The sequence below is a fragment of the Providencia sp. PROV268 genome (assembly GCF_028477805.1).
Lineage (GTDB): Bacteria > Pseudomonadota > Gammaproteobacteria > Enterobacterales > Enterobacteriaceae > Providencia > Providencia stuartii.
Genome location: NZ_JAMPLW010000020.1, coordinates 1 through 16,773, shown reverse-complemented (window position 1 = coordinate 16,773; position 16,773 = coordinate 1). Strand labels below are relative to the sequence as shown.

Sequence of the window (16,773 nt, the reverse complement as noted above, 5' to 3'; positions counted from 1 at the left end):
TGCACTATGATTCAAATTGATCTTTCGACACTCGTTAACCGTCTTCACCCTATCGCGAAGCATGCGTTAGAAAGTGCTGCGGCTTATTGTGTGAGCCATCAGCAGCCTGAAATTACGGTATCGCAATTTTTGCAACAACTGGTCGAAACACCATTGACGGATATTCGCTTAATTAGCCATAAAGCGGATCTGGATTTAGTCGCACTTGTTGAATTGTTAGAAGTACAAATTCCGCCACATCATGCGATTACTCAAAGCTATCCGAGTTTTTCTCCGTTATTGATTGAATGGATGAAAGACAGTTGGTTATTAGCCTCGACAGAATATAACCACAGTGAATTACGCTCTGGTACTCTGTTTTTAACCCTTTTGCAGATGCCATTACGTTATCTGTCAAAACCAGTTGCTGACTTATTATCACAAGTAAATCGTGAACAACTGCGACTGAATTTTGATAGTTGGACTGCGGGTTCGGCTGAAGCACCACTGACTGAAGCAGAAAAACAATCTGGAGAGAGTCGTCCTGCGGACTCTTTACTGGCGAAGTTCACGCAAAATATGACTCAGCAAGCGCGTGATAACCAATTAGACCCTGTTTTATGCCGTGATCATGAAATTGATTTAATGATCGATATCTTGTGTCGTCGTCGTAAAAACAACCCCGTGGTTGTGGGAGAGCCGGGGGTAGGTAAAAGCGCCCTAATCGAAGGATTGGCATTGCGTATTATTGCAGGTGAAATCCCTGAAAAATTACGTGGGTGTGAATTACTTACTTTAGACCTTGGTGCTTTACAAGCGGGTGCTGCGGTCAAAGGTGAATTTGAAAAACGCTTCAAAGGCATTATGCAGGAAGTGAGTCAATCACCTCATCCTATCATTTTGTTTATTGATGAAGCACATACCTTAATTGGTGCGGGTAACCAACAAGGTGGATTGGATGTCTCCAACCTATTAAAACCCGCCTTGGCTCGCGGTGAATTACGTACTATCGCGGCGACAACATGGAGTGAATACAAAAAGTATTTCGAAAAAGATGCTGCCCTTGCGCGCCGTTTCCAACTTGTTCAAGTTAAAGAGCCAACGGCGGCAGAAGCAGTCATCATCATGCGTGGCCTACGCTCTATTTATGAAAAAGCGCATAAGGTCTTTATTGATGATGAAGCATTGCGTGCGAGTGCTGAGTTAAGTGAGCGCTACCTATCAGGTCGCCAACTCCCAGATAAAGCGATTGATGTACTTGATACGGCGGGGGCTCGTGCGGCTATCAACTTATCTTCACCGCCGAAAAAGCTCTCGTTGCTGAAAACGGAACTTCATCAGATTGGTATGGAAACGGATGTGCTACAACGTGAACAACAATTGGGGCTTAATGACCATAGTTCGCGTCTGAGTGCACTAGCTGAACAGGCTGAAACTATCAATGCTCAGGTTGAGGAGCTACAAACCGCGTGGGAAACCCAGCAAGAGATTGTTTCTCAAATTATTGCATTAAGAGCGCAGCTACTGGACAGCGACCAAAGTGAAGAGCTTCCAACTAACGACAGTTTGGTATTAAAAGAGCAGCTTAAACAATTAAATGAGCAATTGAATGAGCTACATGAACAGCATTTATTAGTCTCGCCACATGTCGATAAAAAACAAATTGCTGCCGTTATTGCTGAATGGACGGGGGTACCTTTAAATCGTTTATCGCAAGATGCTCTATCAGTGGTAACGGAGTTACCCGTTTATTTAGAACAAACAATCAAAGGGCAATCATTAGCGATTGAGTGCTTACATAAGCATTTGTTAACTGCTCGCGCTGACTTACGACGCCCAGGTCGACCGTTAGGTGCATTTTTATTGGCGGGGCCAAGTGGTGTCGGTAAAACAGAAACGGTTATTCAAATAGCACAACTGATGTTTGGTGGAACGCAATATTTAACGACAATCAATATGTCAGAGTTCCAAGAGAAACATACAGTTTCACGGCTGATCGGTTCACCTCCAGGTTATGTTGGTTATGGTGAAGGCGGCGTACTGACAGAAGCGATCCGCCAAAAGCCTTATTCTGTTGTTTTATTGGATGAAGTTGAAAAAGCCCATCCTGATGTTCTGAATCTATTCTATCAAGCCTTTGATAAAGGTGAATTAGCCGATGGGGAAGGGCGAATTATTGACTGCAAAAATGTCGCTTTCTTCCTAACGTCTAATCTAGGCGACCAAATCATTACTGCCTATGCAGATAAGCCTGATGAGTTGCAAGATGCGCTTTATCCGGAATTAACCGCATTTTTCAAACCTGCACTGCTGGCACGTATGGAAGTGGTTCCTTATTTACCATTATCTCAAGAGATCCTTCAGCAAATTGTCGGTGGCAAGTTAGCTCGTCTGACTTCGTTACTTGAACAGCGTTTTGGTGCGGAAGTTGTGGTCGATGACAGTGTACCTACAGAGATCTTACGTCGTGCTTCTCGTGCGGAGAATGGTGCGCGGATATTAGAATCCATCATCGATGGCGCACTGTTACCACCGTTATCGCTACTGCTACTACAGCACAGCGCAAAAAATGAAGACATTAATCACATTCAATTATCAACACAGAACGATGAGTTCGTTGCGACGGTGAATGCTGAACTATGAAATCACGACTGAAAAATGCCTTAGCCTTACTTGAATGCACTAATTTGGATGTGTTAGCGAGCCAATTTTTAACGTTTAGCTTTACACGCAGTCCATTTAGCGCACTGATTGTGTCATTAATTAACCGACCTGAAAATTGCTTACAGAGTTGGAGTATTAAGCAATCAAATGAAGTAGAACAAGGGCATTTGGATGTCGAGATCAGCGATGCTGACCACCCTTTGATTCAGTTGATATCAAGGGGTGAAAGTGTCCTATGGGAGAACCTGAATCAAGGAATTCACATCAATGATAATAGGTTTCGCCAATTTGTGGCTGAATTACCAATAGGTACAGGGCTGTATAGCCTCCCATTAACAGATTTACGTCATAAAATTTGCGGAGCTATTATTTTGTTTGGGAAATCACTCAATACGGAGAGTTATGAGCAAGGAATTTTCCCTATTTATTGTGCGTTATTTCACCATCAGTTGAAAAGTCTCCTCGAATTATCTTTGACTCAGCAGAAGATTTCTCACCTGCAATACCTTAATTCACTACAACAAGATCGTGAACGGCAACTACAGGCAGCTGTGAATATGTTAACGACGTCAGCTCCACCTGTTGCGAGTCACCATTTCTCTGATTTTAGAGAGATTGATGACTTAACCGTGGCAACTGAACGTTACGAAGAGCAAATTTTAAAAGACCGACAACAACAGGTTAATGGTGATTTAGATACGATGGCAACGAGTCTGAATTTATCGAAACGGTCCCTAATATACAAATTGAAAAAATACGGGTGCATGAGATGAATATTTCACCGCTTACATTGTGGTTGATGACCTCTTTATTCGTCGTCACCACTGCCTCAGCGGAAAAAACAAATCCGCAAGCACTGGCTCAGGCGCTTTCAGAGTGCCGCCTTGAGTCGTCTCAACTGATCCGTCTTGCATGCTATGACCAAATCATGGCCGACTCACCTGCACAGACACCTTTTGACCCGAGTCAAATGGGTAAAGCATGGCGCCAGGCAATGGAGCATGAAATGCAACGAGAAGATAATAGCGCGGGGTTTTTAGTCACCCTTCCTGAAACAGGAAATTACCCAGTTATTATGACTATCCCTGCGATTGGTTTTGCGCCGCCTCGCCCTGTCATGATGATCAGTTGTATCGACAATATTACTCGATTGCAGGTTGCCCTCCCTCGCCAACAGGAGGCGGGAAGTGTGATGTTAACGACAGACAAAACGCAATTCACTGCCGATTGGTTTCTTCGTGAAAACGGTTATGTATTGGAGTCGAGTCGTGGCATTCCCGGCATTGATGAAATTAAACGTTTATTAAACGGTGAAACACTGACGTTGAAATTAGCAAACAATGACCGGCTAACTTTCAATATTTCAGGTATTTCAACTGATATCAAACCGCTAAGAACGGCCTGTCACTGGTAAGCATCATGACGATTAATACACAATTAAAATGGAAAGAGCAGCTATTAGCTCCCCTTGAAGAAAGCCAGCAAGCAGCACCGATTGCCGATGATAACCCTGATTGGGAATACATTGACGGCGAAATGATTAAGTTTGGCTCACTTAGCCATGCTCAATTAAATATTGAGGAAATCCAGCGCAAGGCATTACAACTGTTTGCTAATGAAACGAAAGACTTCCGTTTATTAGTGCACTTATTGCGTACCTTACAACATGCAGGAGAGGCTGATGAGCTAGCTTTAGCCGCTGAATTATTGGCGGAGTTTGTTCGTCATTATTGGGAAAATAGCTATCCGCAAAATATAAAGCTTAAACAACGGCTTGCAGGGCAAATCCTTAAACGATTTGAAACTGTACAAGACAGTTTTTGCCGTCAAGCCGATATTAACTTGCGCGACAATATTCTTGGCTCCTTTGCCTTTTTGGCTAAATCTTGGCATGAAAAATGCCCAAATTTATCCGCTGAAGTCGATACATTAAGCCGTGGTTACAGCCGTATTGAACAAAGTGAACCTGTCATCGTTGTGGCAACGGAAGAGCCAACAACAGATAAAAAGGGAACAGTAGAAAATACTCAACAAGCACAGACTCCGGTGGCAGCAACAAAAGTACCTACAGTTGAGGTGAACCAAACGGATGAGCGTCAGTGGAAACAGACATTGCTTAAAGTGGCTGAGGCGTTATGTGAGCAAACGCCTTCGGATGCGGTAGGTTATTGCTTACGGCGCTATGCTATTTGGCACTCCATTCATGCGTTACCGATGGCAAATAATGATGGAAAAACGCCATTAGCCCCTGTTTCTCCTGACCGAGTGATTGATTACAAAAACCAAATGGCGCAACCATCAATGGCGTTGTTGAATAACATTGAACAAAGCTTAACGTTATCGCCTTATTGGCTGGAAGGCCATATGTTAGCTGCTCAAGTTGCAACAAAGTTAGGCTATCCGCTGGTGGGTGTTGCGATTGCTCAGGCGTTGCAACAGTTTTTAAACCGATTACCTGATTTAGCCAAACTGAGTTTTTCTGACATGACACCTTTCTTGCCTGAAGAGGTTCAGTCTTGGCTTTCAGCTTCTCAAAAATCAACGAGTCACGACGCCTCGACGAGTTCTCACAGTTTACAAGCTGAACAACAAGAAATTTTACATTGCTATGAACAGCATGGCTTAAGTGAAGCGTTAAAAATGGTCGAAAATTTTATCGCTTCTACGAACGAGCCGAGAGCTCGTTTTTATAGCCAATTGTTATCTGCCCAGTTATTTGAACAAGCGGGGATGCAGCATATGGCTGAGAACCTGTATCAGCAACTGCATACCGCAGCATTACATTACTTGTTATCGGACTGGGAACCCGATTTGCTCAATCGTTTAGCACAGAAGGTGCAAGACAAGCAGGAAATGACTTTTGATAGGAATTCACAACAATGAAATTATCTTTTCTATCCATACCAAAAATAACGGGTTCTCTTAAGAAGCTGTTTTTTGGCGATAAGCCCAAAATTAAATCATTCTTACTGCTGTGTTTGGCACTGCTCCCAGCGATTTTGATTATTTGGATTTGGTGGTGGGGACCCGATTTTAACTACAAGGGCAGTTATCCCCTTAAAGAGCTGAGCGCGCGTTGGTTAGCGACGATTATTATTCTTCTCATCATTGTGAGTTGGATTGGGATCGCGACATGGAAACGTGTAAAACGCCTTGAAAGCCTTAAATTAGACGTGGAATTAGCGGTTGTTGATCCTGTTCGTCACGATATTGAGTTTCAAAATCGTTATCTCGATTATTGGAAATCGCAATTTGTTCGTCACCTCAACGGACATACTCAATCCGTATATTTACGTCCTTGGTATTTCGTATTGGGGGCCGATGAGAGTGGTAAGCATACATTACTAAAAAATAGCCTTAATACTTTAGATATTGCACCAACAGAAAATGTTGTTAGTGACCAGAAACTCCCTCTGCATATTCAATGTCTACTCGCGGATAATGCCGTCCTTTTTGTGCCAGATGGGAAATTATTGACCCAGCCAGTGAGTGAGGGGGATAAGCCCCAGCTATATCATCGTTTATGGAATGAACTTTTACACTGGTTAAGCAAAAACCGTTCAAGACAACCAATGAATGGCATTGTTTTAACCGTGGATACTTTGTCATTACTGACAAATTCGAAGGAAAAAAATAGCCAGCTCATTGCTGATCTACATATGCGTATTGAAGAAGTCCGTATGACATTCAATAGTCAATTACCACTCTATATTGTGTTGACTAAACTGGACTTGTTACGTGGTTTTGATGCGATGTTCCAATCCCTTGATGCTCAACAGCGTAATCAGGTATTAGGGGTATCTTTTAGCTCAAAAGAAAATGTTAATTGGGAAAAACAGCTCAATCACTTTTGGAGCCAATGGGTTAGCCAAATGAACAGTGCTTTACCTGAAATGATGTTAAATCGTTCAGAAGGAAGCCAAAGAAGCGACTTATTTAGTTTTGTTCGCCAAATTGAAGGGTTACAAAGCAGTGTAGCAAAATTAATCTCTGCATTGGTTGCTAACAATGAACAGAAAAATATCCGTTTAAGAGGGGTTTATCTCACCTCTGCGACTCAAGTTGGTCAGATTGACGACGTCTTTAGCCAAACGGCGTCAGTTCAATACCATTTACCAACAGCACCACTAACAACTTGGCCTATTTCAGATACACATCCCTATTTTACGCACAACTTATTCAGTGATGTGCTGTTTAGCGAGCCAAACTTAGCAGCGGAAAACCATTATTGGCTGAAAAAACATCGTACCAGACTTTTAGTTGCTTCAACTGTCAGCATTGTTGGTTTGATATTGGCTTGGAATGGCTGGAGCCATTACTACAACAAAAACTATCGTGCGGGCGAGAATGTGCTTAATGAAGTTAAAGCATTTAAAGCGATTGAATCAACGACAACTAAAGATACTGACGGTAGCAAACAACTTCCTGTTTTGAACCCACTTAGAGAAGCAACATTAGCTTACGGAAACCATCGTGATAAAAATGGCATTCTGTCTGAAATGGGGTTATATCAGGGGCAAAAAGTTGGACCACAAGTTGAAAATGTCTACTTGCAATTGTTAACGGAACGCTTTTTACCCGCCATTATGGCAGGGTTACTTATTGAGCTGGATAATGCTGAAAAAGGCAGTGAAGAGAAGCTCGAAATCTTACGTGTTATGCGCATGCTTGAAGATAAAAGTGGGCGTAATAACGGGTTGGTTGAAGATTATATGGCAAACTACTGGAGCCAGCTATTTACAGGGCAACGAGATATCCAAGCTCAGCTTCGCGGCCATTTACATTATGCGTTAGAGCACACTGACTGGAAAGCTGAGCGTAATCAAGGTTCAGCGATTGCCAATAAAGTCTTTGGGCCATTTGCCAAACCAATCAGTGACGCTCAAAAAGAGCTGAGCACGCTGTCGCTATACCAACGTGTTTATCAAACACTGAGGCTGAAAGCGAATCAAACACTGTCATCACCATTAAACCTCCGTCATCAAATAGGCCCTGGTTTTAACTCAGTGTTTACTGTGAACGATGAAGATAAGCTCGAAATCCCTCAGTTTCTCACCCGTTCTGGGCTGATTAACTACTTTATTAGGCAAAATGATGAATTGGTCGATCTGACATTACTTGATGCTTGGGTGCTAAATTTATCAAGCAATACACAGTATAGCGAGAGTGACCGTAAAGAGATCCAACGTCAAATTAGCGAACAATATCTGAATGACTATACTGCGCAATGGCGTGGAGCGATGAGTAATTTAGAGATTCGTGAATTTGACACAATTCAAGATGAAATCAATGCATTAGAACAGATAATCAGTGGTGAGCAGCCGTTAAGACGTGCATTACAGGTACTGAGAGATAACACTTCTTTACCTACCATTGATAGTTCGCTGTCTTCACAAGAGCAGCAAAAATTGATGGCAGAGCCGAAATACAGGTTGCTTAGCAGGCTGGATAGAGAGTTTTCACCTGAAACTGAGATCTTAGTGAGTAACAATGGTGAAAACCTACAAAATCTCAATCAGAAGCTAAATGAATTGCATCGTTATTTATTAAGTATTCAAAACTCACCAGTACCAGGTAAAGCTGCACTAAAAGCGGTGTCTATGCGTTTGAATGATAATAACCGTGATGTCATTTTTGAGCTATCACAAATGGCGAAAACATTACCAGAACCATTAAATCGTTGGGTAGGAGACCTCTCGGACCAAGCATGGAATGTGGTACAAAAAGAAGCTATTCGTTATATGGAAGTCGAGTGGAATGAAAACGTTGTCAAACAGTACAACGCGTACATCGCTGGACGTTATCCATTTAATCCGAAATCTAAACAAGATGTGCCATTAAGCGAATTTGAACGTTTCTTCAAACCAAATGGCACCATCGATAGTTTCTATCAACAGAATCTACGTTTATTTGTTGAAAATAACTTGATTGAAAATATGGAAGGCCAATCGCTGATTCGCCCTGATGTATTGGAGCAAATTGAGATTGCTAACCGCATTCGAGACACCTTCTTTACTGCTCAAGGTAATCTTGAAACACAATTTGCGGTAGAACCGTTGTCACTGTCAGGTAATAAACGTCGCAGTATCTTGAACCTTGATGGGCAGATTATTGACTACTCTCATGGGCGCAGTAACACCGTACATATGGTGTGGCCAAACTCAATGCGTTCAAACATTGAAAGTAAGCTGACATTAGTGCCTCTTTCTGGTGATAAATCCCCTCGTTCGCTCAGCTTTAGCGGACCTTGGGCGCAATTACGCCTTATCGATAGCGGCAGGTTAATGAATGTGAAACCAAACTCTTTTGAAGTTCGCTTCACAATTGATGGCGGAGATATGACTTATCGCGTGCAAATTGATGAATCTAACAACCCGTTCTTCGGAGGATTATTTACCCGATTCCGTTTACCTGAAACGCTTTATTAATATGATTTTTCAGTATTAATACGAGGGAATAGAACAATAAATGAGTACGCAATCAGAAAACTTGGTGATTAAAGTAGGAGGGTCTCCCTTGGAGACCCCAGAATTTATCGCGCTAAAAACCGAGTTCAATAAACTTAACCATCCAGCCCGCCCTGAAGTGAGCTGGACTTTAATTGAGTCATTGTGTTTAACGCTATTTAAAACCCATGGCATTGATTTACAAAGTGGAATTTATTACACCATCGCGCGTTTACAATTACATGGTTTAAACGGTTTTACCGAGGGATGTGAACTATTAGCAAGTGTTGTTGTGACACAATGGGATCATTTGTGGCCAGAACAGCCCCATCATCGTGCTGATATTTTGAATTGGTTTAATAGCCGTGCTGGTTCAGCATTGCGGCAAATCAGTTTTAAAACCAGTGATCTACGGTTAATCTATCGTTCCGAGCGTGCGCTACAGCTCATTATCGATAAGCTTGCCCAAACAACGTGGACAAAAGTACCGAAATTAGAAAACCTTTTGTGGTTTTTCCAAAACTCAGCGAAAAACCTCGAACAGCGCGAAAATGCATTAAATCAAAATAAAGGTCAAACGGTAAAGCTGCCGCCTTTAGTTTATATCCAGCAGCCGAAAACGGAGCAAGAGCCACCAGCACAATCAATCGTGATTGAAACAGCGGCTCAAAAACGGCCTTCTTCACCTATGCCTACTCAGGAAAAAATGAGTGCGACAAAAGGGTTTTTTTTAGGGTTATTATCAAGCGCAGTCATCTTTTCTGGTATCGGCTATGCGTTGTATTACTCGACCCAGCAAGAAGTTATTGCAATGGCTTCTGTTCCTGAAGGCGCGGCGGCTCAATGGCTATATAAACCTGAGCTTACAACCTACGCGGATAACTTAGGGTTATTAGAGAAGCAGTCACCTATTTTTACCTTAAAGCTCGCTGATTCATTAGTGGATGTAGCCAAAAAACGGTGGCCTAACAATGCGGATCAAGCTTATGTCAGCCGTAACTGGCAAAACTTGATAACAACTCGGTTAGAAAATGCGCCAATTAGCGATAGTTGGTCAGAAACAGCGACATTATTACAGCAGCTATCAGACAAAATTGTGATGCAAGAGCGCAATCGCGGGAGTTTTACTCTCTCTTATTTGAAAACTGCTATCTATGATATTCAAAAGCAGCATAACAAGAGTACACCTGTTGAAGAAAGACTACGTGAATTCTCTTTACAAATTGAAAATGACCAGCCTATCTCACCAACATTAATTAGTAATATCGATTCACAAATTAATGGCTTATTAGCACGTTACTATGATTTGCAAAAACAGGCAGAAGAACGCGGTTTAAAACCAAACTCATATTAAAAGGATATTATCATGGCGAATATGATCTATTTGACATTAAAAGGCAGCAAACAAGGTGCAATTTCTCAAGGATGTGGAAGTTTAGACTCGATCGGTAATAAGTATCAAAACGGTCATGAAGATGAAATTTTTGTCCTACGATTAGGAAATGGCTTTAGTCGTACTCAAAATATTAATTTTCAACCTGTTACATTAATTAAGTTGTTAGATAAATCATCTCCACTGTTGGCAAATGCAATTGCCAATAATGAAACACTTGAGATGACATTTAATTTTTATCGGACTTCACAAACAGGCTCTCAAGAAAAGTATTACACCATTACTCTGAGAGAAGCGTCCATTATTAATTTAGAGTCAGACTATCCTCATTCATCGAATAATAATGAGCAATTACCAGAGGAAACACTAACTGTGAAATATAAAGATATTATATTTCAGCATGTTATGGCTGGGACTTCAGGCTACTGTAGTTGGCAAGAAAATACAATTTAATGGATGTTGAGCCTAAAAGATGAGTGAAATAAAGTATCTACAAGAAAAGCAATATTTACAAAAACTCGCTGACGATTATGCGAGAGAGAAGCCGCATTTGGCTCACGTATTAGATCCACAAGATCCTCATACGGGTTATTTACTTGAAGGGTTTGCTTTTCTTTCGGCACGCCTACAAGAAAAAATTGATGACGCTTTTCCTGAAATTACCTTACCTTTACTACAACGTTTAGGCTCACAAGCGATTAAGGGGCTACCTTCAACAACAATTATTCAGGTTGACCAAGATGGGGTCATTGATTATCCATATTATCTTTCAGAAAATAATTTGATTCTAGGTCCTAAAGGTGCCAGTTTTAGTCTTTGTTATGGAGTGACCCTACAACCTTATTCTATTGTTGAGCGAAAAATTACTCATCAGCCTAATCGGAGTTGTATCTCATTACGAGTAAAATACCGAGGCATAATAAAAGAATATGATACAGCATCGCTAAACCTCTTTTTGAGTAAACAAAAAGCTATTGCAGATACTTTGATGCTCGGGTTTAGCCAATATTTTGATTATATAGAGCTGAATCATGATGGAAAAAGCTATCGTGGGAACAGCCTTGATTTTTATTTTGAGCCGAAGATAGGTAAAAAATTTCAAATTTTCCAGCAAACAGATAATCAATTATCAGCCCCTCAACAGCTACTGGAAGGGTTTTATTTACCACATGTTCATCATTTTATCGATATTAATGTACCGTTGATCACTAAGCAGCTTAATTGGCAAGATGATGATACGTTTGTGATCAATATCTATTTCAATAAGCAGCTTTCGATTACTCAGGCACAGTGTGAAGAGAGTTTTTATTTAAACTGTGTACCTGCAATTGATAAAGAAAAGCAAAATGAGCTGAAAATAGATTTTAAATATAATCAATCGTCGTATTTATTACCTATACCTGATAATCACTATTTGGCGCATTTATCAGATATTCAGTTGTCATTAGAGCCTCACGAAAAGGTTCGTGGCTTATATTGTGATTTTTATCCGATGACGGATTTTACTGCGGCATCACGTCTGCTGCCCCAATATCAACAAGCGTTGTTTTATGCACTCACTATTGATAACGATATTCGAGGAAGGACACTATATTATTTAAATTTTTATGATAATAAAGGTACACCGATGGTAGTGCCTCCTAGTTTACGTTTTTCATGTAATTATGTGAGTTTTGAACAATATCAAGAAAGCCGCATAGGGGTCTTAAACAGCCATAGTGAGAAGGTGCCAGAAGGAGTAAAAACAGCAAATATCACCGAGTTATCAAACTGTTATCCACCGATTGTGAATGATAAATATTATTGGCAATTACTATCACACTATAGTGCTAATGCTTTTATGTTGATGTCTCTTGATACTATCAAGCAGATGTTGACGGAATATATTTTATATCGTGAAAACGATAGACAAGTTACACGCAAACTTGAACGGTTATTATCAGGTTGTATTGCGCTTAAAACGAATTTATATGATCACATTTTAAAAGGAAAACCATATCGCTGCTTATCCCTTGTGGTGACATTAGACATTCAAAAATTTGAAAATGAAGGTGAGGCATTTATGTTTGTCACTCACCTATATCATTTTTTCCCTTTTTGTTTATCTGAAAATATGTTGTTGGAAATGTCAGTGAATTTCAATGATGCTGATTTACCGACATGGTATTTATCACCCTCACCATTACAAGGATATAAATCACTGTTATAAAAAACCATGGCGCAACAATTGAGTGCGCCATTTTGCAAGGTTAAGTCTATGTCTTCAAATATCTCGAGAAAAAATGTATCTGATGCTGAAAAAGCGGGTCAACATTGGCAATCTCTATTAAACAGGCCAGAGCCACAGCGCCTTAAATCGGCTTCTGACGCCAGCGGATCTCAGCCCTCTCAATCTAAGAAAATAGATATTTACGATGCAATTGCTAATCGTAAGCTGTATTCCGGACTCGTATTTACCTGCCAAATTGGTGATCTTCCTGTAGAGACCTTTCAGGTCACCCAATTTGATTTGCACGAAGGGTTATCCGAGTTATTTACGCTGAACATTCAAGCCGTCAGCTCACAATCAGAGATTGATTTTCAAGATGTATTGGGGATGGCTTCCTCCATCACCATCATGCGTGAAGGTATTGTTACCCGTTGTGTACAAGGGATTTTAGCTAGCGCCGAGCAAGGCAATACCGATGGCGTGAAAACGTGGTATCAGTTTGTCATCCGCCCTGAAATGTGGATCATGACGCTTAAGCAAGATAGTCGTATTTTCCAAGACACTACCGTTCCCAACATACTAGAAACCTTGCTGAATGAATCCCATGTTAAACACGATAAATTATTTTATCACCCTGAAGAGCATTTGCAGCGCTCTTATATCACGCAAAAACGTGAAACCCTGTATGAGTTTTGGTGTCGCCTCGCTGCCGAAGAAGGGATTAACTACTGGTTCGAGGAAGGCCCACAATTATTCTATAGCGATCGCCACTTGGGTATGAAAGCGGGGATCCATTTAACTTATAATCCCCAATCAGAAACCGATATTACCGACAGCACGGTCACCGCATGGCGTTATGCAGAACGCTTATGTAGTGATATTCGTATTGATAAAGATTACAATCAGTTACGTCCTTCTTACCCATTGAGCCATCAGGTAACGGGTGAAGTACATCAACAACACGAAGTATTTGAAAGTTATGGGCGCTTCCAAGAAGATGCTGAAGGTCAGTCGTTTAATCAAATCCGCTACGAACAATCGCAAAATAACCGCCAAACAGGCACTGCTAATACCAATTGTATTGAATTAGCACCTGGACGAATATTCAGCTTATCTAATCATCCCAGTAGCCGTATGAATGACAGCTGGCAAGTGATTACGGCACACCATCACGGGGTACAGCCCCTCGCTGACAACAGTGGCGGTGAAGGTACGCAATTGAGTAATACCATCACCTTTATTCCAAGTACCCAAGAATGGCGTCCACCGTACCGCTATAAGCCGACTGCTGATGGGGATGAGCTGGCTACAGTCGTTGGGCCACCAGGAGAAGAAATTTACACCAACAGTAAAGGGGAAGTTATAGTCTATTTTCATTGGGATAGACGAGGTATACCTGACTACGGTGCTTCATGCTGGGTACCTGTTTCACATGGTTGGAGTGGTAATGGGTACGGATTTATGAGTATCCCACACATAGGTCAGCAAGTCCTTATTAGCTACTTGAATGGGGATATTGATAGGCCTATTGTTACGGGGTGTACTTATAACGGGAGTAATAAGCCTCCGTTAGATTTACCAAAAGAAAAAACACGAACGACCTTTAAAACCTGTACTCACAAAGGCGAAGGATTTAACGAACTACGTTTTGAAGATCAAAGTGGGCAAGAGGAAGTATATCTTCATGCTCAACGTGACCTAAATGTGCATATTGAAAACGATAGCCATTGGCATATACAGCGTGATTCGAAACAGCGTGTTGACCAACATCGTTATACAGAGATTGAGGGGGATGATCACTCCCATATCAAAGGTACACAAAAATCTCTTGTTGAAGGTGATAGCTCCCTACAAGTACTTGGCAGTCATCACCAGAAAGTTAATGCCGTAATGGTTAGTGAAAGTGGTCAAGAAACCCATATCACTAGCCAAGGTAAAGTGGTAATTGATGCCGCCACAGAAATTACTCTTAAGGTAGGGGGGAGCTTTGTACGTGTGACGCCAAGTAATGTGTTTACCTCGGGTAATGTTGTCATTGGTGACAGTGCGGGAGGAACAGGACAAGCGGTTAATATCCAGTTGCCAGAAGGTGTTGCGCCATTTGTGTCACCACCTTACCCAATCAAACCATACTGTGCGATGCAAGCACAAGCAACAGGCAGCTGGGTAATTAAACTTAAAGGAGGGAAAGCATGAAATCGAATGATTGGACACGTTGGTTGACTGAACCCTCGACTGTCCCCGTATATTTGATGCTCAATACGTTATCGTCCCCAAACCCGACAGATTTATTGTTTGCCAATGATTGGGTTGAGCAATCTTTTCCACTGTATAATGGCACGTCACTGGCACATTTGATCGCACAAAGTCCATGGCTCGTACAGTTAAAGGTAAAGGCTTACGCACCATTAGGGCAACTTCTTGACCGCAAAGCATTAAGTGATAAATCATGGGGGTGGGCATACCGGAGCTCGTTAGGTTGGGCATATCAACTAAAGCATTGGCAAAACCGACAACTGGTATTACTTAATAATGAATTAGTGGTACTGCGTTTGATGGATAGTCGTATTGCTACAGTCTTGATACCCAAAATGAATATTCATGATTGGCATGTTTTAATGACTCCAGTACATGAAGTGATGCTCGATACACCAAATGGAGCAAACTTATTCGAATCACAGGCACGTCATGAGTCATTGCCGTATCCCGAAACCCAAGCTCGCCCGTTTGTGATAGGACATCATTTACAAATTGCGTGGGAAGACTCAGAAACCTTTATCCAGTTGACAGCAGAAAATATGGCTTGTGAACTGTGGGAAAATGTTCCCAATGATGCCATGAAACTTGATACCCCCGAAGGTCAACTTCACCGACGTTTAGTTGATTGGTTACATATTCATCCCTCATTGGCTGGAGATGTTACATCCCGTACCATCGGACAATTTTTGAACTATTCCCAACAGCAGGGATGGTTGACTTTGACAATGGAGCTGTCATGAATCAAAAAACAGAATCTTGTATTATCTGTGAAAATTATCGGTTCTGGCTTGAGCTACAACTGGTGGATGATAAAGGGCAGCCGTTAGCAAATGTACCTTATATGTTGTCAGAGCGGGGAACCGACCGCATCCTACAAGGTAGTAGTGATCCACAAGGACTTATTCATGTCGAAGGTCTTACCGCACGCCCTTATACATTAACTTTAGAAGCTCAATCCCTTGCTGATGCGCTCACAGCTATTTCACCTCCAGCAGCTATCCAAGGAAAAGAGAAAATGTTGAGTGATTTTTGCCGTGAGCAAAATTATATACTCAGTGAAAACAATCGTGCAGGGGCGTTTAACTCAGTGTTACCTGAGACGGTTCACCGTATGACGGCAGGGCAAATTAAACGCTCTCTACACTATCAGCAGCTAGATACTGGTTACCCACTATTATTTCCGTATGACCAGCGCCGTGTGATTGCCATTAAGAGTATCGCCGAACCGGTGTTTGCCAAATCTATCTTGCGCGGTGAAGGCAATACCGATGCGGGTGACGCGGTCGAAGTCAGTAACTATTTTGGCTCGACTGTGGTGTATCAGGTACAACCCAAACTGATACCGTCCGAACAAGCTAAACCTACAGAATTTACCATTGCGTCTTTATTTGGTATTTCGACGGCTGAAGCCAATCCATTGATACTCATCCCGTTAGCGATGATATTTCTTCAGCAAATGGCGGTATCGGGCGGCGCAGCTCAGAGTCAAAATACCTGGCAATCCTCGGATAAGTTTTTTGATGATTACTCAACATCTCGTGTATCACCTACAATAAAAGTGAATGCTCCTTCACTATCAGCACTGAGTATCCTTGTGAGTATGGGATATGTAGGGGTTTTTACTCGTACAGAATCGAGTGACTCGAGTGATTTACTGACTTATGAGGATTTAAAAGAAAAGGCGCTCGCTAAGGGAACCGCGACTACACGAATACGCATGGGTGTCGATGAAAATGGCCAAGTAGTCGGCTATCATACCTCTACGGAGAGCGGGCAAGACCAAGTTCCTGTAAGGATGATGGAACTCGCTTCAGAAGCGGAAA

At 41.7% G+C, this 16,773-nt stretch carries 11 protein-coding genes; all 11 read left to right on the top strand.

The window, feature by feature from the left end; translation table 11 throughout:
• Nucleotides 1–6 precede the first annotated feature (6 nt).
• Nucleotides 7–2,622, top strand: coding sequence for a type VI secretion system ATPase TssH (gene tssH / locus PR699_RS15050; protein WP_014657061.1), 2,616 nt, complete (start codon nucleotides 7–9; stop codon nucleotides 2,620–2,622).
• Entirely contained in the window at nucleotides 2,619–3,416 is a 798-nt protein-coding gene (locus PR699_RS15045) for a hypothetical protein (RefSeq protein ID WP_004926317.1), read from the top strand. The genes tssH and PR699_RS15045 overlap by 4 nt, the downstream gene beginning before the upstream one ends.
• Nucleotides 3,413–4,057, top strand: a complete 645-nt coding sequence (gene vasI, locus PR699_RS15040) for a type VI secretion system-associated protein VasI (RefSeq protein WP_004926319.1) — start codon at nucleotides 3,413–3,415, stop codon at nucleotides 4,055–4,057. The genes PR699_RS15045 and vasI overlap by 4 nt, the downstream gene beginning before the upstream one ends.
• 5 nt (nucleotides 4,058–4,062) lie before the next feature.
• Complete coding sequence (gene tssA, locus PR699_RS15035; protein WP_014657060.1) at nucleotides 4,063–5,526, top strand: type VI secretion system protein TssA; 1,464 nt, start codon at nucleotides 4,063–4,065, stop codon at nucleotides 5,524–5,526.
• Nucleotides 5,523–9,071, top strand: coding sequence for a type VI secretion system membrane subunit TssM (gene tssM / locus PR699_RS15030; protein ID WP_004926323.1), 3,549 nt, complete (start codon nucleotides 5,523–5,525; stop codon nucleotides 9,069–9,071). Before tssA ends, tssM begins: the two co-directional genes overlap by 4 nt.
• A 40-nt stretch (nucleotides 9,072–9,111) precedes the next feature.
• Entirely contained in the window at nucleotides 9,112–10,443 is a 1,332-nt protein-coding gene (locus tag PR699_RS15025) for a VasL domain-containing protein (RefSeq protein ID WP_014657057.1), read from the top strand.
• 12 nt (nucleotides 10,444–10,455) lie between these two features.
• A complete protein-coding gene (locus PR699_RS15020) occupies nucleotides 10,456–10,935 on the top strand; it encodes an Hcp family type VI secretion system effector (RefSeq protein WP_004926326.1) in 480 nt (159 codons plus the stop codon).
• Nucleotides 10,936–10,954: 19 nt separating this feature from the next.
• Nucleotides 10,955–12,691, top strand: a complete 1,737-nt coding sequence (locus tag PR699_RS15015) for a type VI secretion system baseplate subunit TssF (RefSeq protein WP_004926329.1) — start codon at nucleotides 10,955–10,957, stop codon at nucleotides 12,689–12,691.
• 48 nt (nucleotides 12,692–12,739) lie between these two features.
• Nucleotides 12,740–14,887: a type VI secretion system Vgr family protein gene (locus PR699_RS15010; protein ID WP_014657056.1), complete on the top strand. Its 2,148-nt coding sequence runs from the start codon at nucleotides 12,740–12,742 to the stop codon at nucleotides 14,885–14,887.
• Nucleotides 14,884–15,690 (top strand): DUF4123 domain-containing protein, encoded by an 807-nt coding sequence (locus PR699_RS15005; RefSeq protein WP_014657055.1) that lies wholly within the window; start codon nucleotides 14,884–14,886, stop codon nucleotides 15,688–15,690. Before PR699_RS15010 ends, PR699_RS15005 begins: the two co-directional genes overlap by 4 nt.
• On the top strand, nucleotides 15,687–16,773 hold a 1,087-nt coding region (locus tag PR699_RS15000), incomplete at its 3' end, for an S-type pyocin domain-containing protein (protein ID WP_272572919.1). The genes PR699_RS15005 and PR699_RS15000, both read left to right, overlap by 4 nt.